25 protein-coding genes are annotated in these 25,710 nt (G+C 36.0%); 17 read left to right on the top strand and 8 right to left on the bottom strand.

The window, feature by feature from the left end; translation table 11 throughout:
* The first annotated feature begins 198 nt into the window (after positions 1 to 198).
* On the top strand, positions 199 to 1,383 hold the full coding sequence (locus tag CRO54_RS01400) for an AIR synthase related protein (RefSeq protein ID WP_097127843.1): 1,185 nt from the start codon (positions 199 to 201) through the stop codon (positions 1,381 to 1,383).
* A 118-nt stretch (positions 1,384 to 1,501) separates the two neighbouring features.
* Here the strand turns inward: CRO54_RS01400 and CRO54_RS01395 are convergent, their stop codons facing one another.
* Together CRO54_RS01395 and CRO54_RS01390 are read right to left on the bottom strand one after the other, a co-directional pair.
* On the bottom strand, positions 1,502 to 2,356 hold the full coding sequence (locus CRO54_RS01395; protein ID WP_097127841.1) for a dienelactone hydrolase family protein: 855 nt from the start codon (positions 2,354 to 2,356) through the stop codon (positions 1,502 to 1,504).
* 98 nt (positions 2,357 to 2,454) lie between these two features.
* Positions 2,455 to 5,718, bottom strand: coding sequence for a TonB-dependent receptor (locus tag CRO54_RS01390; RefSeq protein WP_097127837.1), 3,264 nt, complete (start codon positions 5,716 to 5,718; stop codon positions 2,455 to 2,457).
* Positions 5,719 to 6,058: 340 nt separating this feature from the next.
* Here CRO54_RS01390 and lpdA point away from each other — a divergent pair, with 340 nt between their 5' ends.
* The 6 genes from lpdA (at position 6,059) to CRO54_RS01360 (ending at position 12,605) form a co-directional block, all read left to right on the top strand.
* The gene (gene lpdA / locus CRO54_RS01385; RefSeq protein ID WP_097127835.1) at positions 6,059 to 7,447 is read left to right on the top strand and encodes a dihydrolipoyl dehydrogenase; all 1,389 of its coding nucleotides are present in this window, start codon (positions 6,059 to 6,061) and stop codon (positions 7,445 to 7,447) included.
* A gap of 131 nt (positions 7,448 to 7,578) precedes the next feature.
* Complete coding sequence (locus CRO54_RS01380) at positions 7,579 to 8,421, top strand: MBL fold metallo-hydrolase (RefSeq protein WP_097127833.1); 843 nt, start codon at positions 7,579 to 7,581, stop codon at positions 8,419 to 8,421.
* A 31-nt stretch (positions 8,422 to 8,452) separates the two neighbouring features.
* Positions 8,453 to 9,256, top strand: coding sequence for a metallophosphoesterase family protein (locus CRO54_RS01375; protein ID WP_097127829.1), 804 nt, complete (start codon positions 8,453 to 8,455; stop codon positions 9,254 to 9,256).
* Entirely contained in the window at positions 9,222 to 9,815 is a 594-nt protein-coding gene (locus CRO54_RS01370; protein WP_097127827.1) for a hypothetical protein, read from the top strand. The genes CRO54_RS01375 and CRO54_RS01370 overlap by 35 nt, the downstream gene beginning before the upstream one ends.
* A gap of 342 nt (positions 9,816 to 10,157) precedes the next feature.
* On the top strand, positions 10,158 to 11,018 hold the full coding sequence (locus CRO54_RS01365) for a sigma-70 family RNA polymerase sigma factor (protein ID WP_055130013.1): 861 nt from the start codon (positions 10,158 to 10,160) through the stop codon (positions 11,016 to 11,018).
* Positions 11,019 to 11,156: 138 nt separating this feature from the next.
* A complete protein-coding gene (locus CRO54_RS01360; RefSeq protein ID WP_097127824.1) occupies positions 11,157 to 12,605 on the top strand; it encodes a glyceraldehyde-3-phosphate dehydrogenase in 1,449 nt (482 codons plus the stop codon).
* Positions 12,606 to 12,734: 129 nt separating this feature from the next.
* Here CRO54_RS01360 and CRO54_RS01355 read toward each other — a convergent pair whose 3' ends face one another.
* A complete protein-coding gene (locus CRO54_RS01355) occupies positions 12,735 to 13,718 on the bottom strand; it encodes a potassium channel beta subunit family protein (RefSeq protein ID WP_097127821.1) in 984 nt (327 codons plus the stop codon).
* Positions 13,719 to 13,841: 123 nt separating this feature from the next.
* Here CRO54_RS01355 and CRO54_RS01350 point away from each other — a divergent pair, with 123 nt between their 5' ends.
* Positions 13,842 to 14,777 (top strand): M20/M25/M40 family metallo-hydrolase, encoded by a 936-nt coding sequence (locus CRO54_RS01350; RefSeq protein WP_097129828.1) that lies wholly within the window; start codon positions 13,842 to 13,844, stop codon positions 14,775 to 14,777.
* Positions 14,778 to 14,822: 45 nt separating this feature from the next.
* Here CRO54_RS01350 and CRO54_RS01345 read toward each other — a convergent pair whose 3' ends face one another.
* The 5 genes from CRO54_RS01345 to CRO54_RS01325 form a co-directional block, all read right to left on the bottom strand.
* Positions 14,823 to 15,089, bottom strand: coding sequence for a hypothetical protein (locus CRO54_RS01345; protein WP_097127818.1), 267 nt, complete (start codon positions 15,087 to 15,089; stop codon positions 14,823 to 14,825).
* Positions 15,090 to 15,233: 144 nt separating this feature from the next.
* Positions 15,234 to 16,907 carry a S41 family peptidase gene (locus tag CRO54_RS01340; protein WP_171047796.1) on the bottom strand — a complete coding sequence of 558 codons (1,674 nt, stop codon included), beginning with the start codon at positions 16,905 to 16,907 and terminating at the stop codon, positions 15,234 to 15,236.
* Between the two features lie 41 nt (positions 16,908 to 16,948).
* A complete protein-coding gene (locus tag CRO54_RS01335) occupies positions 16,949 to 17,554 on the bottom strand; it encodes a haloacid dehalogenase (RefSeq protein WP_097127812.1) in 606 nt (201 codons plus the stop codon).
* Between the two features lie 50 nt (positions 17,555 to 17,604).
* The gene (locus CRO54_RS01330) at positions 17,605 to 18,075 is read right to left on the bottom strand and encodes an ATP-grasp domain-containing protein (RefSeq protein WP_097127810.1); all 471 of its coding nucleotides are present in this window, start codon (positions 18,073 to 18,075) and stop codon (positions 17,605 to 17,607) included.
* A 59-nt stretch (positions 18,076 to 18,134) separates the two neighbouring features.
* A complete protein-coding gene (locus tag CRO54_RS01325; protein ID WP_097127807.1) occupies positions 18,135 to 18,785 on the bottom strand; it encodes an ABC transporter ATP-binding protein in 651 nt (216 codons plus the stop codon).
* A gap of 180 nt (positions 18,786 to 18,965) precedes the next feature.
* Between CRO54_RS01325 and CRO54_RS01320 the strand changes: the two genes are divergently transcribed.
* The 9 genes from CRO54_RS01320 (at position 18,966) to sucC (ending at position 25,538) form a co-directional block, all read left to right on the top strand.
* Entirely contained in the window at positions 18,966 to 19,595 is a 630-nt protein-coding gene (locus CRO54_RS01320) for a hypothetical protein (RefSeq protein WP_097127803.1), read from the top strand.
* Between the two features lie 66 nt (positions 19,596 to 19,661).
* Positions 19,662 to 19,958 carry a winged helix-turn-helix domain-containing protein gene (locus tag CRO54_RS01315; protein WP_097127801.1) on the top strand — a complete coding sequence of 99 codons (297 nt, stop codon included), beginning with the start codon at positions 19,662 to 19,664 and terminating at the stop codon, positions 19,956 to 19,958.
* 64 nt (positions 19,959 to 20,022) lie between these two features.
* Positions 20,023 to 20,334 carry a hypothetical protein gene (locus tag CRO54_RS01310; protein ID WP_097127798.1) on the top strand — a complete coding sequence of 104 codons (312 nt, stop codon included), beginning with the start codon at positions 20,023 to 20,025 and terminating at the stop codon, positions 20,332 to 20,334.
* 46 nt (positions 20,335 to 20,380) lie between these two features.
* Positions 20,381 to 20,704 carry a hypothetical protein gene (locus CRO54_RS01305; RefSeq protein WP_097127795.1) on the top strand — a complete coding sequence of 108 codons (324 nt, stop codon included), beginning with the start codon at positions 20,381 to 20,383 and terminating at the stop codon, positions 20,702 to 20,704.
* Between the two features lie 83 nt (positions 20,705 to 20,787).
* On the top strand, positions 20,788 to 22,467 hold the full coding sequence (locus tag CRO54_RS01300; protein ID WP_097127793.1) for a DUF4153 domain-containing protein: 1,680 nt from the start codon (positions 20,788 to 20,790) through the stop codon (positions 22,465 to 22,467).
* Positions 22,468 to 22,479: 12 nt separating this feature from the next.
* The gene (locus CRO54_RS01295; protein WP_097127790.1) at positions 22,480 to 22,767 is read left to right on the top strand and encodes a hypothetical protein; all 288 of its coding nucleotides are present in this window, start codon (positions 22,480 to 22,482) and stop codon (positions 22,765 to 22,767) included.
* A gap of 11 nt (positions 22,768 to 22,778) precedes the next feature.
* Positions 22,779 to 23,516 (top strand): ferritin-like domain-containing protein, encoded by a 738-nt coding sequence (locus CRO54_RS01290; protein ID WP_097127788.1) that lies wholly within the window; start codon positions 22,779 to 22,781, stop codon positions 23,514 to 23,516.
* Between the two features lie 7 nt (positions 23,517 to 23,523).
* A complete protein-coding gene (locus CRO54_RS01285; protein ID WP_144371936.1) occupies positions 23,524 to 24,072 on the top strand; it encodes a hypothetical protein in 549 nt (182 codons plus the stop codon).
* Between the two features lie 272 nt (positions 24,073 to 24,344).
* Complete coding sequence (sucC, locus tag CRO54_RS01280; protein WP_097127784.1) at positions 24,345 to 25,538, top strand: ADP-forming succinate--CoA ligase subunit beta; 1,194 nt, start codon at positions 24,345 to 24,347, stop codon at positions 25,536 to 25,538.
* The last annotated feature ends 172 nt before the right edge of the window (positions 25,539 to 25,710 follow it).

Genomic DNA, 25,710 nt, shown 5'->3' with positions numbered 1-25,710 from the left:
ACAATAAACAACAAAAATTAAACTTACGAAGTCTTGCGCAGCTGTAACTTTAACAAAAAGATTAAAACGTAAAGCCCGACTAACAATAAAACTACTTCTGACTCTGCTTTTCTAAAAATAAAACACCTTAAATCTTAGCTATTTCTTTGCGCTTTCAGCTTTATCCTTTCGGCTTAAAAACCTATCTTTGCAGCAATTATGAGCGACAATAGGTACAACCAACGTGGCGTGTCTGCATCTAAAGAAGATGTACATGCAGCCATCAAAAACATCGACAAAGGAATTTTCCCTAAAGCATTCTGCAAAATCATTCCAGATATATTGGGCAATGATCCTGATTTTTGCAATATCATGCATGCCGATGGTGCTGGTACCAAATCGTCATTAGCTTATACCTATTGGAAAGAAACTGGAGATTTATCAGTTTGGAAAGGTATTGCGCAAGATGCCATCATTATGAACATCGATGATTTGATTTGCGTTGGCGCTACTGATCAAATCTTGCTATCATCTACTATTGGCCGTAACAAAAACTTAATTCCAGGTGAGGTAATTGCTGCCATCATTAACGGAACAGAAGAAATTTTAGCAGAACTTAGAGAACTGGGCATTTCAATTTACTCTACTGGAGGCGAAACTGCAGATGTTGGTGATTTGGTACGTACCATCATCGTAGACAGCACCGTTACCTGCCGTATGAAACGTGATGAGGTAATCAGCAACGACAACATCAAAGCTGGCAATGTAGTAGTTGGTTTAGCATCTTATGGAAAAGCTACTTACGAAAGTGAATACAATGGAGGTATGGGCTCTAATGGCTTAACTTCTGCTCGTCATGATGTTTTCGAAAAATCTATCGCCAACAAATACCCAGAAAGCTTTGACCCTGGCGTTCCTTTTGACTTGGTATTTTCTGGTGGCAAGCAGCTGACCGATTTAGTACAAATTAACGATTCAGAAAGCGTAACTGCGGGCAAATTGGTATTATCTCCAACGCGTACTTATGCTCCCGTGATTAAACAAATTTTAGATAAATATCGTAGTCAAATTGATGGTATTGTTCATTGCAGTGGTGGTGCACAAACTAAAGTACTACACTTCGTTAATGAAGATGTACACGTAATTAAAGATAATCTATTTTCACTTCCTCCCCTATTTAAATTGATACAGGAGCAATCTGGCACCGATTGGAAAGAAATGTACAAAGTATTTAATATGGGACATAGAATGGAGCTTTATGTGCCAGCAGAAATTGCAGAAGATATCATTGCTATTTCGAAAAGCTTCAACATTGATGCACAAATTATCGGTCGCGTAGAAAATGCGGAGAATGGTAAGCAAGTAACGATACAAAGCGAATTTGGGGAGTTTGTTTATAATTAGACTCTATCTCCGTCATCTCGACTTTATGGAGAGATCTTTGAAAAATGTAACTATAAAATTTAAATTCAAAGATTTCTCCGTTCCGCTTCGCTGCAGTCGAAATGACGACGATTCTATTTTAACCCAACTTCTTCTTAAACAGATCAATTGTTCGTTGCCAAGCTAGTTTAGCTGCAGCTTCATTATATCTCGTAGGTGCTGTATCGTTATTAAAAGCGTGGTTCACACCTTCATATATATACAATTGATAATCGATATGATTAGCTTTCAAAGCCTCTTCATAAGCTGGGATACCGGCGTTGATACGTTCATCCAGTCCTCCATATTGCAATAACAGGCTGGCTTTAATTTTAGGTACATCCTCTGCTTTTGCTTGCGAACCGTAATAAGCTACTGCAGCATTTAGCTGAGGATCGTTTACTGCTAATTTATTAGCCATTGCCCCACCCCAGCAAAAACCTACACAGCCTGTTTTTCCATTACCATACTTGTGCGTTCTCAAAAAATCAAGTGCCTTTAAATAATTTTGCAAGTTTTTATCTGCATCCAGTTTACCAATTAACTCCCTACCTTTGTTTTCATCTTCTGGTGTACCGCCAAATGGCGAAAGAGCATCTACCCCAAGCGCAACAAAACCAGCTAACGCTACCCGCTTAGTTACATCTTTAATATGCGGAGTTAAACCCCTGTTTTCATGAATAACTACTACCGTACCCAACTTCTTTTTATTTCCTTTCGGCATGGCGAACAAACCTTTCATATCTCCTTCTATTCCAGGAAAAGTGATTTCTTCACTAAATACTTCGCTGTCTTTAACCGTCGCTGCTGAGGCATAGTTACTTTCTAAACTTGGCAAGATGGTTAAAGCTAATGCCGTACTCCCGGTTAAAATAGCTAGCTTCTTCATAAAATCCTTACGACTAATTTGACTGTGCGTATAAGAATCGTAAAGGTTGATTATTTTCTGGTCCATGGTTTTGGGGTTAAAGGTTTTTTCTAAGTTAGCTATAAACGAAAAAATCCCCAAGCGATTGCTTGGGGATTTAGATATTTTATTGTACTATTTACAGATTAGTTGAAAGAATATCTAGCTCCTACTTGAATTTGATATCTAGATCCAAAATTTGTGTTATCTCTAAATGTTGAATTTCCTAAATTCGTATTCAAAGTATATTTAGGTCTATTAGTTGCGGCGTCCCTACCTTGATAAACTACCGGAGTTGTTAACGAAGGTACTTTTGTAATTCCCCAGTTTTTATTCAATAAGTTACCAAAGTTGATAATATCTACGCTAAACTGAAATCTATTTCCATTTTCTTTTCCAAAAATAGTTCTAATTTCTTGCATAAATCTAATATCAAAACGATTAGCCCAAGGATATTCTGCACCATTCCTCTCAGCATATTGTCCTCTTCTAGTACGTAAATACTCATCTTGCTCAATGTAACTATTCAACCTATCCCATTGAGCTTGTACAGTCATAGGATTAGCCCCAGTAATAGCTTGTAATTGAATATCATTAATATCTCTTGGTACGTACATTAGGTCGTTAGAATTTCCATCAGCATTTACGTCACCTGAAACTTGGTAAGAAAACCTAGTATTTCCGAATCCATCACCATAAGGAGATCCTTCATAAATCAAACCAATAGATGTTGGAGAATTCGGGATTAATTTAACATTAAAATTAACAGATGCTATTACTCTATTTTTAACTACAAAACTACTGTAAGCTAAAACAGGTTTGTTAGGATCTCCCACAACTGGATTACCCGAAAATGCTGAATTAGCTTGTGAACCAGGATTTGAAGTAATATCTCTTGCATCACTTCTAGTATAAGCAACCATTACGTTTGCAATTTCTCCAAATCTCTTTTGAAGTTGAGCCGTTACATTGTAAGCATATCCCAATGAAGTATTATCTAACACGATTGCATTAGTAATAGTAGAATTAACCCTGTTAGGACCAGCATTTGAATTTGCACCTGTAGATACACCTGGAAAATACGGACGAGTATCTCCAGCGCCAGAATAACTAGCTGCCGAGTTAACTAAATTCGCATTCCTGTGATACACTTCGTTAATAGAATTAGTGTACATACCTTCAAGAGTACCCAAGATACCACCTGGAAGTTTATAATCAACAGCCAAGCTAGATCTCCATATCTGAGGCAATTTAAAGTCAGGTGACGTTAAATTAATTGCAAATGTTGAAGGGATGCTAACATTTGATGGAATATAAGCAGACGGATTAGGATTAAAAGGACGGTTCGTAGGATTTGTTAAAAAATCTTGTCCAAACATTAATCCAGTATTTCCAGCTTGATTAGTTAACCAAACTCCTGTCGATGCTCCAGTAAATATACCCGAACCACCTCTAACAATTAAGTTTGTATTGTTAAAAACGTCCCAGTTAAATCCTAAACGTGGAGAAAATAAAAATTGAGTTTTCGGCAACTTACCCACGTCTAACTTTTCACCGTCTCTAAAACTCATAGCGGTAACTAGCGGATTAGAAGGAATATCCGCTGTATAAATAGGCGCATCTACCCTAAGTCCGTAAGACAACTTAAAATTCGGCTTTACATACCATTCATCTTGTACATAAGCAGCCAATGGCATTTGACTGAAAGTAGCATAAGGTGTTGGATTGTTAGGATCAGCAGAGTAAGTCAACTGATATTGAAGTGGAACAATAGATGTATTTCCATTAGCAGCAGCTATGAAATCAGAAAGACTTCTATATCTAAATTGTCCACTATAGAATTGTGCGAATGCATTAGCAAACTTTTGATATCCAACCGTACCTCCAATGGTAATAGTATGGTTACCAGCAAAAATATTAAAGTTGTTATTCAACGTATAGATATCTTGATTTAATCTATTTAAACCACTAAATGGTTCTGCACCTAAAGAAATATAGTTTCCATTTGCACCGTCCTCTATATCAACTAACGGGAACGCTCCACCATTTTGCTCTCTGTAATCTCTAAATCCAGAATAAATCAATTGTAGATTGTTAGCAAATTTACTTCCAAATCTCGAATTTAACTCAGCAGTTATCGACTTTAAGTTGTTATATTGTTTATAACGAAGATTTGAAAAAATCATGGAAGTCAAACTAGGCCCCCTTCCAACCCTTGCACCTGAACCACTTGGAGATTTATCATCAAAAGAGTTTAGGTAATTATATCTAATTGTAAGTTTTTGAGAGTTACTAATGTTCCAATCTAATCTTGCAGTTAAATTATCTGCTTCTGTAAGGTTACTATAATTATCTATTTCTCCAGCATCATACCCAAATCTTGAAGCAACAAGATTTTTCACGGTTAACATATCATTATACGTTACTCTAGAGATACCAGTACCAGTTGTTCCACGGTTCACTTGAATTGTAGAGAATGGAGCAGCTCTCCTACTCATTTCTCCATTAACAAAAAAGAACAACTTGTTCTTTACAATAGGACCGCCAAATCTGAAACCAAATTGTTTGTTGATGAAAGAAGCGCCAGCATCCTTAGGTACGGTAAAATCTCCTACTTTATAACCTTGCAAGTTCTGATCTTTGTAATAAGTATAAATAGATCCAGAAAATTTATTTGTTCCAGATTTAGTTACAGCGTTAACGCCTGCACCAGTAAAACCACTTTGTTTCACGTCATAAGGAGCCAAGTTAATTTGAAGCTCTTCTAACGCATCTAAAGTAAACGGTTGCGCTCCAGTTTGCCCACCAGGCAAAGAAGAAAGACCAAATACGTTATTCATCTGAGCACCGTCCAAAGTCAATGAATTAAACAATGCATTTCTTCCTGCAAATGAAAACCCATTTCCAGCAGAACTCGATTGTGGTGTTAACCTTGTTAAATCAGTTAAACTTCTAGAGATTGCAGGCAATTCTTCTATTTGTTTTTTAGAAATTGACGTTGCAGAACCTGTTTTAGATTTATTTCCTGAAGTCGTACCAGTGATAACAACATCCTTCAAGGTATTAACACTGTTATCAAGAACAATATTTATAACAGATGCTTCTCCTAACTTCAAATACACATCCTCAACAGTTTTTGTTTGGTAACCAACAAAACTGATTTCCAGTTTGTATGGACCACCAACTCTCGCATTTGGGATAGTAAATCTACCATCATTGTTAGTAGTTGTAGTGTAAACTGTCCCAGTTGGTGTATGGGTTGCCTTTATCCCAGCACCAGGTAAAGACTCTGTTGCATCCTTTATTGTACCCGTCATAGATGAAGTAGTTACCTGCGCACTTGCGGCACCGATAAAACCAACTACGACAAGAATAACCGATACAATTTTTAATAGTAAAGATTTTTTCATGCTCTTTTGTAAAATGAATTTTAATTGTTTTGTTAAAATATGTTAAAATAACGCCACAAATCTAGATAATAATTTCATGCTTCCACTTATTCCAATGTTAAATAATTATTAATTATCTCAAAACTTTTCCACACTTAACACTACTCTAAAAGCGTGTAAGCCACAAGGATACAATACATTAAATCCAACTTTAACAATATTTTAATCTATATTTTACCATTCTTTCATTTACAGCACTGCTTTATTACAATTACGTTACGCCAACACATCGTGATTTAATCAACATTTTTTCTAATTTTGGCAGCAAATTATTACGTTAATTTTCCTTATAAACAAGAATATGAACTACGATTTAGTTGTATTGGGTAGCGGTCCGGGCGGATATGTTACTGCCATTAGAGCTTCACAGTTAGGAATGAAAGTTGCTATTGTTGAACGCGAATCATTAGGTGGAATTTGCCTTAACTGGGGCTGTATCCCTACCAAAGCCTTATTAAAAAGTGCGCAGGTTTTCGAATATATCAATCATGCTGCCGATTACGGCATCACTACTTCAGAAGCAAAAGCTGATTTTGATGCAGTGGTAAAACGCAGTCGTGGTGTTGCTGAAGGAATGAGCAAAGGCGTTCAATTCTTAATGAAGAAGAACAAAATTGATGTAGTAATTGGTACTGGCAAAGTTAAAGCTGGTAACAAAGTTGAAGTTAAAGGTGCTGATGGTTCTCAAAAAGAGCTTTCTGCTAAAAACATAATTATTGCTACTGGTGCTCGTTCTAGAGAATTACCTAATTTAAAGCAAGATGGCAAAAAAGTAATCGGTTACCGCCAGGCAATGGTATTGCCTCAACAACCTAAATCTATGGTTGTAGTTGGTTCTGGTGCTATCGGTGTTGAATTTGCTTACTTCTACGCTACCATGGGTACAAAAGTAACCATCGTAGAATTTATGGAAAACATTGTTCCTGTAGAAGATGAAGACGTTTCAAAACAATTGCTACGTAGCTTAAAGAAAAATGGTATCGAAATCATGACTTCTTCTTCTGTTGAGTCTGTAGATACAAGCGGCACTGGCTGTAAAGTACAAGTTAAAACTGCAAGCGGTATGCAAACCATCGAGTGCGATATCGTACTTTCTGCTGCTGGTATAGTTGCTAATATCGAGAACATTGGCCTAGAAGAAGTAGGTATCAAAACCGATAAAGGTAAAATCGTTGTTGACGAATATTACAATACCTCTGTAAAAGGATATTACGCGATTGGTGATGTAGTCCCTGGGCAAGCATTGGCACACGTAGCTTCTGCTGAAGGTATCATCTGTGTTGAGAAAATCGCTGGCCAACATGTAGAGCCATTAGATTACAACAATATTCCTGGCTGTACTTATTGTTCTCCAGAAATTGCTTCTGTAGGTTATACTGAAAAGGCTGCTAAAGCTGCAGGTTATGAATTGAAAATTGGCAAATTCCCATTCTCTGCTTCTGGTAAGGCAAGTGCTGCAGGTGCGAAAGATGGTTTTGTTAAGTTAATTTTCGATGCTAAATATGGAGAATTATTGGGTGCGCACTTAATTGGTGCTAATGTAACCGAAATGATTGCTGAAATTGTAGTAGCTCGTAAATTAGAAACTACTGGACACGAAATGATTAAAGCAGTACACCCTCACCCTACTATGAGCGAGGCGATTATGGAAGCAGCCGCTGATGCGTATGGAGAAGTAATACACTTATAGGTTTAATTGTTAACCGAATTGGTTAATCGTTTAAACCGTTTGAATTGGTTAATTGTTAATAGGCAATTAACCAATTTTTGTTTAAAGGTATTTTCATTACAATTAACCAATGCATAAATTAACCAACCGAAATGAAACTCTACACGATCAACACCGGAAATTTCAAGCTAGATGGAGGCGCTATGTTTGGCGTTGTTCCAAAGTCCATTTGGCAAAAAACAAACCCAGCAGATGCAAACAACTTATGCTCTTGGGCGATGAGATGCCTTTTAATTGAAGATGGGGGAAGGTTAATTCTAGTCGATAACGGATTAGGGAACAAACAAGACGAAAAGTTCTTTGGTCATTATTATCTTCATGGTGATGACACCTTAGATAAATCTCTAGCCGCCCATGGTTTTCATAGAGATGACATCACTGATGTATTTTTAACGCATTTACACTTTGACCATTGCGGAGGCTCTATCGAGAGACAGGGCGACCAGCTGGTGCCTGCATTTAAAAACGCAATTTATTGGAGTAATCAACAACACTGGGACTGGGCAGTAACACCAAACGCAAGAGAAAAGGCTTCTTTCCTGAAAGAGAACATTTTGCCAATACAAGAAAGCGGACAACTGAAGTTTATTCCGACACAGCAAAATGTACATTTTCACGATGGCATCAATATCCGCTTTGCTTACGGGCATACCGATGCGATGATGTTGCCTCAATTACAGTATAAGGACAAAACAATTGTTTACATGGCCGATTTACTTCCTTCCACAGGACACATTCCACTACCTTACGTAATGGCATACGACATGTTTCCCTTACAAACCTTAGCAGAAAAGAAAGATTTTTTGGAAGAAGCCGCAACTAACGAGTACATACTTTATCTAGAGCACGACCCCATCAACGAGTGTTGCACGCTACTGCATACAGAAAAAGGAATTCGCCTAAAAGACACTTTCTCATTAACTGAGATATTATAAACAATTGCAGGCGCTCTATGTTATCCATCAAATGAAAAAACTATCTTTTTATTTCGCCATCTCTTTTATTTTTCTCTTAGGGTGTAATGGCGTAGAATTTAGCCCGAACCAAAAATTCAGAAGCGGCACTCCAGAGAACGTAAATAATACCGAGATTGCAAAATTACAGCAAAAAACTCCAGGCTCCCGTATCCGAATAGCAGTATCGGGCGATACGCAAAGAATGTACAAAGAAGCTCAGCTTTTTGTAGATCAAATCAATGATAGAAATGACATCGACTTTGTTATTTTAAATGGAGATATCTCTGATTTTGGACAACTACTGGAATTTGAAGGTATTTATAACATCTACTCAAAATTAAAAGTCCCGTTTATCTCCATTGTTGGCAACCACGATTTGGTAGCAAATGGCCCTTATGTCTTCAGAAGAATGTTTGGAGAATTCAATTTTACATTTAACTATGGAGGAGTGAAGTTTGTATGTTTTGACTCGAATAGCCGAGAATACAACTTCAATGGCGCAGTACCAGATATTGCCTGGCTAAAAGCCAACCTCAAATTAGAGAATGGTGTTTCAAACATTATTGCTTTCTCTCATATACCTCCCAACGATGCAGATTTTGACCCCAAATTACGCCCTGTCTATGAAGAGTTGGCTAACAGCACTCCAGGCTTTTTAGCTTCTGTACATGCACATCAACATGCTCCCGATAAAACCTATAAACCAAACAGCAACAGCGTTCCTTTTATCATCACCAATGCTATTGTAAATAGAGCTTATACCATATTAGATATTCTTAATGGACAAATTGAAACACATCCTATTAGCTTTTAGCTTACTACTTATCCCAACATTGATTTTTGGCCAACGTCAGATTATAAAGGCCTTAACACCAGATTTCATCAACATGCAATACGGCGGCAGCATTGGTTATATGAGTGGCGGCATAGGCTATTTTTTCTTCAACCATAAAACAACCGCTAGCTTAAACTATGGATTTGTACCCAAAAGTAAAGGCGGACCAATCAATATATTGACAACAAAGTTTGATTATAAGCCGTTTAATATCAAATTAAATAAGGACCTGATATGGCAACCCATTAATCCAGTAATTTTCATGTCGTATACTTTAGGCCATAATTTCGATAAAAAATTTGATCCTAATCAATATCCAGAAGGATATTACTGGTGGTCTACAGCGTTAAAAGGGCACTTAGGTTTCAGCACAGAACTAAAGATTTTAGGAAGTGAAAAATCGGCAATTAAAGCAGTAAGCCTTTATGCAGAAACCAACACTAACGATCTTTACGCAGTAAGCTGGTTCGAGAATCGTACAACAACGTCAATAACAAAGATATTCTTTATGGGATATGGAGTTAGGCTACATTTATAATTTAATGTGTAGACAAAACATCCCAATTTTGCGACACATCAAATGTCCCTTTTGTCAGTCTTTTTGAACGCATTGTTGAAAAACATAAATATACAGTAATAATTAAGTCATTGTTCACCTCGAAAAACAGCGTTAAAAAACTAAAAAACAATAACTTAATCAACAACCAATCGAAACTACATCACTATTATTAGAAACAAATTGGAATGATTTTTGCTATAAACAAATCGTTCAAAAATACATGACAAAACACAACATTTTCAGTAATTTAAGTTTCTATTCCGCTTAAAAAAAACGTATTTTTGCAGAATTGAAAAATCCAACGAGGACCAATACATATAAATGAGACAACTCAAAATAACCCAATCCATTACCAATCGCGAAAGTCAGTCGTTAGACAAGTACCTACACGAGATTGGCAAAGTAGATTTAATCACAGCTGAAGAAGAAGTAATTTTAGCTCGTAAGATTCGTGAAGGAGATCAAGCCGCTCTTGAAAGATTAACAAAAACCAATTTACGTTTCGTTGTTTCGGTAGCGAAACAATATCAAAATCAAGGTTTAACACTTGGAGATTTGATCAATGAAGGAAACTTAGGTTTGATTAAAGCTGCCAAACGTTTTGACGAAACTAAAGGTTTTAAATTCATTTCTTATGCGGTATGGTGGATCCGTCAATCGATTTTACAGGCTATCGCTGAACAAAGTCGTATTGTTCGTTTACCTTTAAACCAAGTAGGTTCATTAAGTAAAATCAGCAAGGCCTTCTCTAAATTAGAGCAAGAGTATGAACGTGAGCCTTCTCCAGAAGAATTGGCAGATATTTTAGAAACTACTGTTGACAAGATTTCTGACACTTTAAGCAACTCTGGCCGTCACGTATCTATGGATGCTCCATTTGTGCAAGGTGAGGAAAATACCCTACTAGACGTATTAGAAAATCACGAACCTAATACGGATAGTAACCTAATCAACGAGTCACTTTCAGAAGAGATTAAACGTTCTTTATCTACTTTAACTGAAAGAGAGCGTGAAATCATTGTATTGTTCTTCGGATTAAGCACCAACCATCCTCTTTCATTAGAAGAAATTGGCGAGAAATTTAACTTGACTCGTGAGCGTGTACGTCAAATTAAAGACAAAGCACTACAACGCCTACGTCATACTTCAAGAAGTAAAATCTTGAAATCTTACTTAGGATAAGCTGGAAACAAAAGCTACTTAGTGTAAGTTAAACACACTGTTAGACAATATTTTACAAGAAAAATAAATCAAAAAAGATTGGGCACTCGCTCAATCTTTTTTACTTTTGCAGCATTTCTAACCAAAATAATTTCTTGTATGTCTAATAAATATCAATCAGAGTTTCAAAACTGGATTGAAAAAGAAAAGAAAGCACTTGAGCTAATTAAGTGCGTAGGTCATCTGTGGTTCGATAGGTCTATCGAATTAGTACTCTTCCGTAAACCTTTGTTTGATGTTGGTAGTAGCGAAATCCTTGCTTACCATCAGTACGCAAAAGAAATTAGTGGAAAAGATATTTCCATCTATGAAACATTGGAACTTGCTAATACGATAGCCAAATCGAGCTTAGCGCCTTCTAGGATTGATGTAGGTAGACTAGCTTCCGAGTGGCTTGATGAAAGCAATACCCAATCTTCCATGCATGATTTCATTATCAGCAAACTAGGCAAACACATTGGCAAAGACAAAATCAATTTAAAGCCAAAAGATGTGGTATTATATGGTTTTGGTCGCATTGGTCGTATTGCGGCTAGAGAATTAATTGTACAAGCCGGAAAAGGTGAACAGTTACGCTTACGTGCCATCGTAACCCGCAGCTATAGCGACGAAGAATTAACTAAACGTGCTGAACTACTTCGCACAGATTCTATTCATGGTCCTTTTAACGGCACTATTATAGAAGACCACGAGAACAGAGCTTTAATTATTAACGGACAAACTATTTATCTAATTGCAGTTAAAAATCCGGAAGACGCTGATTACACAGCATATGGTATTAACGACGCATTAGTCATCGACAACACTGGCGTTTTCCGCGACCGCGAGGGCTTAAGCAGGCATTTGAGCGCCAAAGGTGTGAGCAAAGTGTTGCTAACCGCTCCAGCCAAAGGTGATATTCCAAATATTGTCACCGGAATTAATGATACAGATTTCGATTTCAAGGAAGAAAACATTTTCTCTAACGCATCTTGTACCACGAATGCGATCATTCCTGTATTAAAAGTTGTAGAAGAGAGTTTTGGCATCGAAAAAGGTCATATCGAAACAGTTCATTCTTACACCAACGACCAAAACCTTTTAGATAATTACCACAAGAAATATCGTAGAGGCCGTTCGGCAGCTTTAAACTTAGTTATTACCGAAACTGGTGCCGACAAAGCGGTAGCAAAAGTACTCCCTCAATTAACTGGGAAGTTGACAGGAAATGCGGTTCGTGTACCCACACCAAATGTTTCTTTAGCAATATTAAATTTATCCTTAAACCAAGAAACCACGAGAGAAGAGGTAGCAGAAGTATTGAAACAAGCTTCTTTATTTGGCAACCTCTCTGAACAATTAGAGTACTCTGTTTCCAACGAATTGGTAAGTACTGATTTGATTGGCAACAGTCATGCCTCTATTATAGATGGCCCAGCAACGATTCTTTCTAAAGATGGGAAATCTGTGATTTTATATGCGTGGTACGACAATGAGTATGGCTATACCCGTCAGGTAATTCGCTTAGCTAAAAAAATTGCTGGCGTAGTAAGGTTGACTTATTATTAAATAATAGAGTGTCACATTGAGCGTGTCGAAATACAATTAACACCTGTTTTTAGGCTTCGAAAGGCTCAGCCTGACACACAAAGTAGACTTACGAAGTTTAGAAAACTTCGTAAGTCTTAAAAACATCTTCTAAAAATCTGCCAATTGAGGCTTCGTTTTCACAATTTCCTCTATTTTCGTTAGCACATCCTCTGTTAACACTGGTAACACCTCTAAAACTTGAAGATTTTCCTGCAATTGCGGCACCTTAGAAGCTCCTAAAATTACAGTACTTACGTGGGGATTTTTTAAGCACCAAGCAATCGACAATTTTGCTAAAGAAACATCTAAACTGTTGGCTAACTCTTGCAGAGCGGCTGCCTTTTGCATTCTGTCTTCAGCCAAAGTTCTATCCTTAAGCCACTCCAAACCTTCTAAAGCTAAACGCGTTCCTTCTACCCCACCGTTAGTGTATTTTCCAGACAAGATTCCAGAAGCCAATGGCGACCAAATGGTAGTGCCTAAACCATGGTTATTGAATAAGTGCAAATACTCATTTTCTAGCTTGTTGCGCTCAAACAGGTTATACTGCGGCTGCTCCATAGTTGGACCAATCAAATTGTATTGTTTCGCGATAGCGATAGCTTCTATAATTTCGGCAGCACTCCACTCAGATGTTCCCCAGTACAAAATTTTGCCTTGTCGCAATAAGGTGTTCATCGCAAAAACAGTTTCTTCGATAGGTGTATTTTTATCAGGGCGATGACAGAAATACAAATCTAAGTAATCTACTTGCAAACGTTTCAAAGCAGCATTACAAGCTTCGATCACGTGTTTACGAGATAACCCTACCCTATTTGGGCCTTTATTTTCTGTACCAAAGAAAACTTTGCTAGAAACCACAAATGATTCGCGTTCCCATTTCTGGTTTTTGATGATATTACCCATTACAATCTCTGATTTACCTTCGGCATAACCCTCGGCATTATCAAAGAAATTTACACCAGCATCATAAGCTACACCCATTAATTCATCGGCTACTTTATCACTAATTTGATTGCCAAATGTTAGCCAGCTACCAAACGAAAGGGCGCTTACCTGCAGCCCGGATTTACCTAATCTTCTATATTCCATTTTATGAGAATTTATGAAAGCAATTTAGTGAGTTATTAGCAAAGGAGAAATCCGTACTTAAGATTTTACAAAAACAAAACTTTATTGCTAGATATTCCTAACTTTAAACTTCAATTAAAAATTATGAACCGATTATTATTGCTTATACCATTGGCGCTGCAGTTAGGTTGTGGTTCCGTTAAGGAGGTTAAAACTGCCAATAGCCAATTACTTAAAGATGTAGAGATTTTATCTTCTGATGAATACGAAGGTCGTAAATCGGGAACTAAGGGCAGTGAACTTTCTAGAACCTATTTGGTAAAACGCCTAAAGGAGATTGGCGTAGAGGCGCATCCATTTTTGGGCAAATATGAGCAAAATTTTGATATTAAGGGAAGAAATAGCATTACCAAAGGAGTTAACCTTGTTTCTTATATACAAGGCAAAACAGATGATGTAATTGTTGTATCAGCACACTATGACCACATCGGGGTAATTAACAATGAGGTTTACAATGGTGCAGATGATAATGCTTCCGGTGTTGCAGCCTTATTGAGTTTTGCGAAATACTTTAAAGAACACCAACCCAACAACACCATCATTTTTGCATTATTTGACGCTGAAGAAGTTGGCTTACAGGGAGCGAAAGCTTTTGTAGCAAATCCACCGGTTGCGTTAGAGAAAATAAAATTAAACATCAACATGGATATGATTAGCCATAATGATAAAGGTGAGCTTTACGCAGTTGGCACTTTTAAATATCCTCAACTAAAGAAATACCTAATTACCACCAACCCTAACATCAAATTAATGTTAGGCCACGATGACCCTAAATTGGGACATGACGATTGGACCAACCAAAGTGATCAAGGTGCTTTTAATGCAAAAAATATCCCTTTCATCTATTTCGGGGTTGAAGACCATAAAGATTATCACAAAGCGACTGACGAGTTTAAAAACATTAATCAGGCATTTTATACTGATGCAGTAAGTGTGATACAAGAAGTAATTGTGAATATTGATAAACAAAGAGACATTCAAAGTATTTTCAGAGAAACACTGCAAATGAAAAAACAGTAGAAACAAAAAATCCCAACCTTTTAAAGTTGGGATTTTTTGTTTTAATTAGAAATCTATATCCACTATGGAGTTGATGGGTACATGTACGTTATTTTTCAACTGTAGGTATTTTTCTGTTACAGACCACACAGTTGTGCTTACCTTTCTAACTCCTTGTTTTGTATTAAAGGCAATATAAGCCTTTGATTTAAACTCATTGCCTAGCCTTTGTGCAGAAGAAAGCTTAGCTAACATCTCCTCAGACAACTGTACATCTGCGGGCACAAATTCTGTTACATCTATTTCTTCCTTTTCAATTAATTCCCCAATCATAAGTATTATAATTTTGTTTAAACAAGCTTAACAATTTTTTAAAAGAATAACAATATTGTATCCTAATTTTTAGACAGTCTTTTGTAAAAATTTAATGTACAAAAAAAGCCGCAATAGCGGCCTTAATGCTATTCTAATGTTATTTTAATTTTTCAGTTTAGTTCTATTTTCAATCATTCCTACAAAACTATCGTTCTTAAGTGGCTTCATTTTTTCAAAGTTTTTCAAGTTAAAACTTTCTCCATTTACACTCATAGTGCTAGCCACTCTAGCTGAATTTGTGAAAGTAACTCCTGGAGCTAAAATTTTCAATGCTCCTGCTAAATAAGCCTCTTTTACATCTCCAAAATCATATCTAATGTCATCCCAAAACTCTCCAGACGCATCTGCATCTTCATCATAACCTACTTCAGGCTTAATCCCAGCGTAGTATCCACCTTGACCTAGTGAATTTCTAGTTTCAAACAAAGAGAAATAAACTTCATATCTATTTTCAATGACAATAGGGAAGAAACCAATTGGCTTACCATAAGTAGTAGCACCTATAACCTTTACTGACATATGTGGCTTTAATGAATTAATTACTAACTCACTAGATGAAGCGGTATTTCCAGTTACCAAAAAGATAACATTCTGCACAGAATTCAAATTCCCCTTTTTAGAAAACGTTGCAGTATTATTAGCTACTGAATATGGATTTGTCATATAGTCAAAATAGGTTACAATATTACCATTCTGTCTCTGAACCTTACCATTTGCATCTAGCAAAGGTTGATTTTTTAAAATTGTAGCTTTATTGTTCTGCATAGTTGCATTGTAGTGTTCTGTAAACATTACCTTGCCATTATTACTAGAAGGCGCTATCAAATTTGTTAAATATTCTGCAGTTTCTACATAACCCCCTCCATTGTATCTCAAATCTACAATCAAATCCGTAACACCCTGACTTGAAAACTCATTAAACGCAGCATCTAAATTAACATCAGAAGGAGTTCTGCCGGACACCGTTAATTTAGAAAATCTCGCAAAAGCAAAATATCCAATTTTCTTAGCACCCGCTGTAATTACCTTAGTTTTATAAACCGGACTACTTTTATAAGAAGCTTTCGCCAAAGTAACGGTTGTTTTTGCACTAGTTAACAAATTAGTCAATTCTAAAGTAACCGAAATACCATTAAGAGCTGCATTTAAATTAGCTATTTCATTCGTATAATTTGCTCCGTAAGCCTGTCCGTTGGCTTTAGAAATATACCATCCTCTTTTCACCCCTGCACTTTCTGCGGGTGAATTTTGATAAACAGCAGTTACAAAAGGAAGATATCTTGTTCTAGTATTATCTAACAAATAAGACACCAACCTGATACCGACATCATTTCCATTACCTAATAAATCTACCGACAGGCTCTTATTATCATTAATTACAACGCCAGTAGCACTTGGATTTTTAGTAGTAATATCAGTTATATTTGAATACTTTGTAGAATTTTGATAAATATCATACTTATTCGCAGAATAGTTAGCAATTCCTAAAAGTTCATTTTCATATTTATCCAATGCTACACTTCCAACATTAAATTGCCTAGGATTAAAAGCTTTATAAGTAGGCAAATTATCATTCCAATAATATAGCTGCTTGGCATACAAATAAATAGAATCAATGGAAAGCTCTGTTCTATTTGTTGTTGTTGGTGGAGTTTCATCTTCTGGTTTAGGCTCTTCTTTGGTTGGAGTTGGCGTCGGTTCATTTTTACTTTTCTTACAAGCTCCAAAAGCCAACATTGAAACTGCAGTCAGAATCAATAAGTATTTTTTATTCATTTTAAATGATTTAATAAGCACACTAATTAACGAAATATTCTCTACAATATTTCTGTTACAGAAAAACATTCTATATCAGCATCTACGAAATTACTTTCTGGCTGGTTTTTAGCGAAGAACAACACAACTTCATCTTTTTCAAGGCTTTGTTCTTTTAACAATTCAATTACTGCTTCGTTAGCCGAGTTATGATATTCTGCTGTAAAATACAATTTAAGATATTGCTCTAAACCGTTCCATTCTATTTGCTTAATTTTATTTATTGCCTCCGCTGGATTTCCGTCAACCAAAATAAACAACTGCTTTCTATCTAAAACCACTTGCTGTAGTAGCTCCAAAACATTTTGAAACAGCAATAATTTCAAAGGCAGTCGAGCAGTCTCAAACAGCAGGTTAAAATTCTGCTCGTATTTTTCTGGAATACCAAATTGTGTAGCCGTCTTTGCAAAAATACTTTGCTCTCCATTCTCGGCGTATTCCTTACTCATAAAATCTACGATGGCTTTTGCATCTATTTGCTCTGAATAGGCCATAAATTCAGAAAACAGATAATAAACCTGTAGTAGATAATCTTTTTTAGGATACAGCGCATCATCTAAAGTGATGATTAAAGCTTTCTTATTGGAAAGATATTTTTCGAAAGACATGGAAAAAAAGTCAAAAATAAAAAGGTAAAAGTGAGGCGGTTATTAAACTCTTACTGAGAATTTGCGATAGAGATAAGTGCAAACTCTTTCGTCTCGGCATCAAAGGTATAGGCTCCGTTGAAGTCCACGCTCTCATCTATTTCTATATCGGATGAAGTGTAAATCAGCTTACCATTTTCAAAAACGCAGCATTCTTTAATTTTCTGAGGATTAAACTGAGGATTTTCTGGTACCAAAACTTTTATCCCAAATTCATCAAATAATACCAATGATTTAGACAATGCTGTAATTTCAGCTTCGTAAATTGGCAACAATAGTTCTACGCCATTATCTAGGCATTTGGTCAGCAAATTATGCGCTAGCACATCAACGTTCCATTTACCAAGTTCAGCAAAAGAATAAGAACTGGTACTGATCTTTGGCATATCGCCATAGTCGCCTAAAAGGATTTCATCATGATTAAACGCCTTAATTAATTTTAAAGCAGTTGCTGTTTTACCACCGGTAATTAGAATTTTCAAATTTTATATTTTAATGAATGAATTTTGCCTGAGAGAATGATTAAATACTGCTCCAAAAATTAAATGATTAAGCCATCCTTCATCGTCACCACCCTATCGCTAATTTTAGCCAATTCGTTGTTGTGGGTAACAATCACAAAAGTCTGCTTGAAATTATCACGCAAACTAATAAAAAGCTGATGGAGCGCATTTGCGTTCTCAGAATCTAGATTTCCAGAAGGCTCATCTGCCAATACAATAGAAGGATGATTCACTAAAGCTCTGGCTACCGAAATACGTTGCTGTTCGCCACCCGACAGTTCGTTGGGTTTATGATAAGCACGGTCTTTTAAGCCGAATAAATCCAGTAATTCGAAAGCTCTTTTTTCTGCTTCTTTCTTACTTTTTTTTGCAATAAAAGCTGGTATACAGATATTTTCTAGCGCATTAAACTCTGGTAATAAATGATGGAACTGAAAAATAAAGCCAATATTCTGATTTCTGAAAACACTTAAAATCTCCCCAGAAAGTTTGTTGACTTCTCTTCCTTTTAATGTTACAGAACCGGTATCGGGCTGGTCTAAAGTTCCTAAAATATGTAACAATGTACTTTTACCAGCACCAGAAGCTCCAATAATACTTACAATTTCCCCTTCAGAGACTTCAAAATCTACCCCTTTTAAAATCTGAAGATTTCCGTATGTTTTTTTTATCCCTTTGGCTTGTAACATGGAACAAATGTACAGAATTGCCGATAAATACCCTAAAATAGGCTTTGCCTAATTTAGGGTACAGACGCAATATTTTGCGTCTCTAGCTGAATGCATTATTAAAATTAATACACGCAATCAAAAAAAAATTTGCAAATCAAAAATCCATTCTTAACTTTGAACTACAAAGCACTTTAAAAAATGAACCAACAAGAGCAATTAGATACGCTAAATGATATCAGGAATATCATGAATCGTTCATCGAGATTTATTTCTTTAAGCGGGCTTTCTGGAGTCTTTGCTGGAATAACGGCATTGATAGGTGCCTATTTTGCTCATCGTTCGATTACAGCTTTTGGAAATCACAAATCTAGTAGCTACGACAATGTAAATGTGATGTTTTTAGAAGGAGAGCTGATTTTAATCGCACTAATAGTGCTGGCAGTGGCTGTTTTAGGTGGTATTTTCTTCACTTATAGACAAAGTAAGAAAAAGAACCTGCCAATTTGGGACAAAACTTCTAAAAACCTTTTGATCAACCTAGCTATTCCACTGGCTACGGGTGGTCTTTTTGTAATTGCGTTGCTATTAAACCATAGAAATGCCGCAGGTTTAATTGCTCCAAGCACTTTAATTTTTTACGGATTAGCCCTTATCAACGCTAGCAAATACACCTATTCGGATATTAAGTTTTTAGGCATGTGCGAAATCGCTATCGGACTTATAACCATGTTTTATGTGGGATACGGCCTCCTATTTTGGGCGTTCGGGTTCGGTGTGTTACATATTCTATACGGTTTAATCATGTATTTTAAATATGAAAAGAAGTAATAAGTTATACGTTTTAAGTTGTAAGTAACACGCCGTTTATCTAAACAACAAAAAACTTAAGTTAAAATGAAAAACCCGATAGAAGCACTAAATAAAATTTTCGACAGCCGAATTAGGCTGGGTGTGATGTCTGTACTGATTGTAAATGACGGTGTGAGTTTTAATGAGCTTAAGCAACTTTTAGACTTAACCGACGGCAACCTTGCTTCGCACTTGAATACTTTGGAACAAGCAGAATACTTAAAAGTAACCAAAGCATTTATTGGCAAAAAAACAAATACTACTTATACCATAACCGAATTAGGCAGACAATCTTTCAAACAGCATTTAGATGCACTCGAAAAGATGATCAAAGGAATTTAATTTTTTTTTTGAACTTTAACTTTGAAAAACAAAGTACTTTATATTAACTTTAATAACAATAATCATGAAAACAGAAACAGTATCCACAACAAACACCAAACAAAGGCTTATCATCACCTTTGGAATCATCGCCTTAATTTTAGCTATACCACTGGTAGCCATGCAATTTACCAACGAAGTAGATTGGAAGCTATTTGATTTTATAATAATGGGCACTCTACTAACCCTAACTGGTTTGGCAATTGAGTTAGTTACTCGTAAGGTTAAATCTGCACAATGGAAATTTTTAATCTGCGCAGTAATTTTATTCATCCTATTCCTAATATGGGCCGAACTAGCTGTAGGTATTTTCGGAACTCCTTTTGCCGGCAGCTAACGCCATTTTTTTTAACCATTAACTTTGAAATACAAAGCACTTTAAAATGAAAGCATCTTCTGAATTAGCTATTGTAATTGCCGCAAAACGATGTGCTAGAATATCGCTGTTACTAGGCATCAGCATATTCTTAGCATTTGCCATCAGTAAAGTTGAGCAAGTGATGATAGGTGCATTTTTCTTCATCTTATTGGCTTGCCTAACAAATGGTTTCATCTTGCTGATTTTACTACTGCATTTAATCGGGGCTAGGTCTAATTGGAGACAAATATTTAATGCTATTATTATCATGCTTATCAATATTCCCATTGGGATATTCTTTGTTTGGTTGTCTATTCAGATAGCTGATTTAAACCACATCAATCTATAAATTGAACTGACTAAACAGGCAATAATTTATTAAAAAACGCTTATCACAAACTACCTAACACTAGAAACATAATTATTAAACAAATGACACAGAAAATCGATTATCGTCTTCCGCTCCTACTTATTGGCGGATTAATCTTCGAACTCCTTTTTTGGGACGAATTTTTAGGACTTAACTTACTGCTATATAGTTTATTTATTATCGCCATCACTTTCACAGACAGTGATATTCCTTTCCATAAAAACAAGCTTTACACCGCCTTGCCACATTTAGCGATAGCCACCTATATTACTTACGACAATTCCATGCTAGCTATCATTACTTGGTTCATCACTTTGTTGATTTATTTGGGTACCGCACATTTTGTAATGCTGAAATCGAGCATTACCGCGTTGGTTTGGGGAGTTTTACAAATTATCAGCGGCCCTTATGGCATCATTACCAAACTGAAAGGTACCAAGTTGGGCAAATTTAACTTTAAGCCTATTTTAAAACCCGTAAAATATATTGTACTTCCACTGTTAATGGTCATCATTTTCTGCTCGTTGTATAGTGTTGCCAATCCTATTTTCGATAAATATATTCGTTTGGTTACCGATCACATCAGCCACTTCTTCAATACCATTTTCAACTTCTTTTTTATCGATATCAGCTTACCTAAATGCCTATTCTTATTATTGGGAATCAGCATTACCGCAGGCATTACAGTGGGGATTAAAAGCAAATTACTGGATGACGTTGAAATTGGAGAAGATGACCAATTAACTAGAAAGCGTAGGGATATTAAAAAACCATCTCTTTTTCAGGACTTTAGGATGTTATTATCAGGAAATCAGACAGGTAAAAAACTAGCACTGAAAACCGAAAACGTTATAGGCATTATCTCTTTTACGGCACTAAACTTACTGCTTTTGTTTTTAAATGCGATTGATACGGCTACGTTATGGTTTAACAACGCAGTTGATGCTAGCAAAAATTTCTCTGCCGAGTTGCACGATGGAACCAATACTTTGATTTTTAGCATCGTCATCGCCATGTTGATTATCGTGTATTTCTTTAGCGGCAATTTGAATTTCTACCGAAAAAACAAATGGATTAAGCTCTTAGCCTACATTTGGATTGCTCAGAATATATTTTTAGTGCTCTCGGTTTTCCATAGGGATTACGATTACATTTTTTACCATGGTTTAACTTACAAAAGAATTGGCGTGGCAGTTTTTGCTACTTTATCTCTTATTGGATTGGCTACGGTTTATATTAAGGTTGCAAAACAGAAGACCGTTTTCTTTTTATATCGTATAAACTCGAAAATATGGTACACACTGTTGGTCGTTTTAAGTTTTGTGAATTGGGATGCTTTAATTATGAATTATAATCTTAGTAATTCTAATAGAATTAGCGTTGATGTAGACCATTTAATGGGGCTTTCCGATAAAATCACTCCGATATTAGAAAAGAATCGAGGATTACTTTTAAAATATGTGATTACACAGGAAGAAAAAGAACAGGCAGGTAACGATGAAATAAAAGCGGCAGTAGATTCTACAGCTACTGGAACTGTAGAAGTTACTTTAGAAGGAACAAATATAGCTCCTCCATTGAGCAAAACAGAAAGAAAAGCACTAGCCATTAAAAATGCAAAAGATGGCTTCAATCAAAGACTAGACAACAAAATTAACTGGTTTTTGGAGAAGAAAACTTCATGGTTGTCTTTTAGCTATTTGGAGTGGGAAGCCTTGAAAACATTAAAGAAAACGTATTAAGCAAAATTAACGATGGAAAATATCACTGAAATTAGCATTGGTAAACTAACCGCAATTTGGTCTTTCGCATTAGGCACCTTGCTATTCTTGTCGTACCTTATTACTGGCGCTTCTGTATTACTACCTATTGGATTTTATTATTTGATTTTCATTGTCCCTGTTAATATCCTAGTGCTTCTAACGGTGATACTGGCCGCATTTATAAAACGAGAAAAACCGATAGAATACGTTAAAACAATTAGCTTCATTTTATTAAATATCCCAATTGCGTTCATATATCTCAGATTATTAAATTTCTAACTCTAAATAAAATGCAAAACTCTCAAAACTGGCTGCAGTACTTTTCGGAAAACCTAAAAAAACAAAGAATTGATTGGACTATTGCTCCCGAGCTTACATTAACAGAAAGGCAACATATATTAAAATCTTTACAAGCTTGGCAATTGGGCGAAACTTCGGATGGTAGCAACCTAATCAATGCCGCTAAAAAATACGCCAGAAAGTTAAATGACGATAATTACGTTGAAGCCATCAGACTATTCATCAAAGAAGAGCAAAAGCATGGAAACAACCTTGGAAAGTATATTGATTTAATTGGAGAAAAAAGAATCAAGAAAAATTGGGGAGATAGTTTATTTAGGAAATTTCGTGGACTTTATACAGATATGGAGTCTTGGACGATTGCCGTTATTACAGTTGAAAATGCAGCGCAAGTATTTTACCAATGTCTAAAAGATGCCACTAATTGTAAATTGCTTAAACAGATATGCACAGATATCTTAATTGACGAAGCGCCACATATCAGATTCCAGATGGAACGGCTCGCTATTATTTATAGCGATAAAAACAAGTTTATTCGCTTACTATCCTATTGCGGCTATTCTATTTTCTATTTCTCGACTACTTTAGTTGTATGGCATGCTCATAAAAAACTATTTAGAGCCGGTAAAGTAGACTTTAGAAAGTATTGGAGAAAGATGAGCTCGAAATTTAATAAGACCATTCAAAAGTTGTCTAATCATCAGCAAGGCGGATATGCTACAAATTGATTAAGAAATGGGAATGTCTTTAATTTACGGTATATTATTCTTAGGCATGTTTTTCTTAATTGGAATTACTGTGCTATACTTCTCAATAAAGAAAAGAACGATAATTGGAATCATATCTTCTTTGGTTTTAATTGCACCTATCGTATTATTCTGTTTAACCAATACCATTGATGAATTAAGTATATCAGAAAATGATGTAAACAAAGACTTAGCGCATTTGCACATAAAATTAAAAGATAAATTCAAAATCTTGAATAATTCTGTGAAAGGAATGCCCGAAAGGATACAAGAAACAGAAATTGAAATTAGCGAAATGGATAAAATTAATATTATACAGTTAATTAAAAATACGCCAAATTTCAAATCTTTTAACGACGAATCTTTAACAGATACAGCTATGTATCAGCTAAATCCCAACAATGAGATAATCAACTTCAAGTATCCAGAATTTTATTCGAGAGAAATATTTAAACAAATAGACGATTATCCAACTCGGATACAAGTAACAATTGAAGGAAGTAGCAATATCTTAAAATACCGGAGAATAGAAGATTAAGACAGATTGCCTTTGTTAATTAAACCTGATTGAGCGGATTAGCCCGCAGTAAGCGTTAGCGAAACGAGGACTATAAGCGAAAGCAGGACTGCAGTAGCCAATAACCATTGTCCCTACATTTTCAAAAATAGACGAATATTTACCGCTACAATTTAACAATCCATCCATTTAACAATAACATCTTACCAACATTGCGATTTCTTTACATTTAAATCCATTTTGCTATTGGCATAAAGGATTTGAAATTGTAGATTTGGGCAAATTTTAAAGAAATGAATATCCACGAATATCAAGGTAAACAAATTCTAAAGAGTTTTGGCGTTGCTATACAAGAAGGCATTGTTGCTGACACAGTTGACCAAGCTGTTGAAGCCGCTAAAAAAATGAAAACTGACTTTAACTCTGACTGGGTTGTGATTAAAGCGCAAATCCACGCTGGAGGTAGAGGTAAAGGTGGCGGTGTTAAATTGGCCAAAAACTTAGACGAAGTAAAGCAAAGAGCTACCGATATTTTGGGGATGCAATTGGTTACGCCGCAAACTGGTGCAGAAGGTAAAAAAGTAAACAAAATCTTGGTTGCTCAAGATGTTTACTATCCAGGCCCAACGGAAACTAAAGAGTTCTACATGAGCGTACTTTTAGACCGTGCTGCTGGCAAAAACATTATCATGTACAGTACTGAAGGTGGTATGGACATCGAGGAAGTTGCGGAACACACGCCTCACTTGATTTTCAAAGAAACTATCGACCCTAAAGTTGGCCTACAAGGTTTCCAAGCTCGTAAAATTGCTTTCAACTTAGGTTTAACTGGTGCTGCACATAAAGAAATGGTGAAATTTGTTGCTGCTTTGTACAAAGCTTACGACCAAACCGATTCTGCAATGTTCGAAATCAACCCTGTTTTAAAAACTAGCGACGAGAAAATCATTGCTGTTGATGCTAAGGTAGATTTGGATGAAAATGCATTATACCGTCATCCAGATTATGCAGCAATGCGTGATAAATTGGAAGAAGATCCCACAGATGTTGAGGCTAGCGAAAGCAACCTTAACTATGTTAAATTAGATGGTAACGTAGGTTGTATGGTTAATGGTGCTGGTTTAGCGATGGCTACTATGGACATCATTAAATTGGCTGGTGGTGAGCCTGCTAACTTCTTAGACGTGGGCGGAACTGCTAACGCGACTACAGTTAAAGCTGGTTTCAACATTATCTTGAAAGATCCTAACGTAAAAGCAATCTTAATCAACATTTTTGGTGGTATTGTACGTTGCGATAGAGTTGCACAAGGTGTGATTGATGCTTACCAAGAAATTGGCGACATTAGAGTTCCAATCATTGTTCGTTTACAAGGAACTAACGCTGAAGAAGCTAAAAAACTAATCGACGAGTCTGGATTGAAAGTTTACTCTGCAATTTTATTGAAAGAAGCTGCAGATTTAGTAGAAGAAGTTTTGGCTAAATAGTCGAAAAGATATATTTCGTAAAAGACCAGTTGAGCAATCAGCTGGTCTTTTTTTTTGTTTCACACGTTATTTCGACCATAGTTTCGCTTTTTTTGAAAAGCAGACACAGTAGTTCTTTAGTTATTTCAGCCCCGCTTTTCGCTGTAATCTTTTTGTTTTCTGTCCCCCGTCA

It is taken from the genome of Pedobacter xixiisoli, from assembly GCF_900215335.1.
GTDB classification, from domain to species: Bacteria; Bacteroidota; Bacteroidia; order Sphingobacteriales; family Sphingobacteriaceae; genus Pedobacter; species Pedobacter xixiisoli.
The sequence above is the reverse complement of the archived record's forward strand: the minus strand, read 5'-3'. Positions and strand labels throughout refer to the sequence as shown.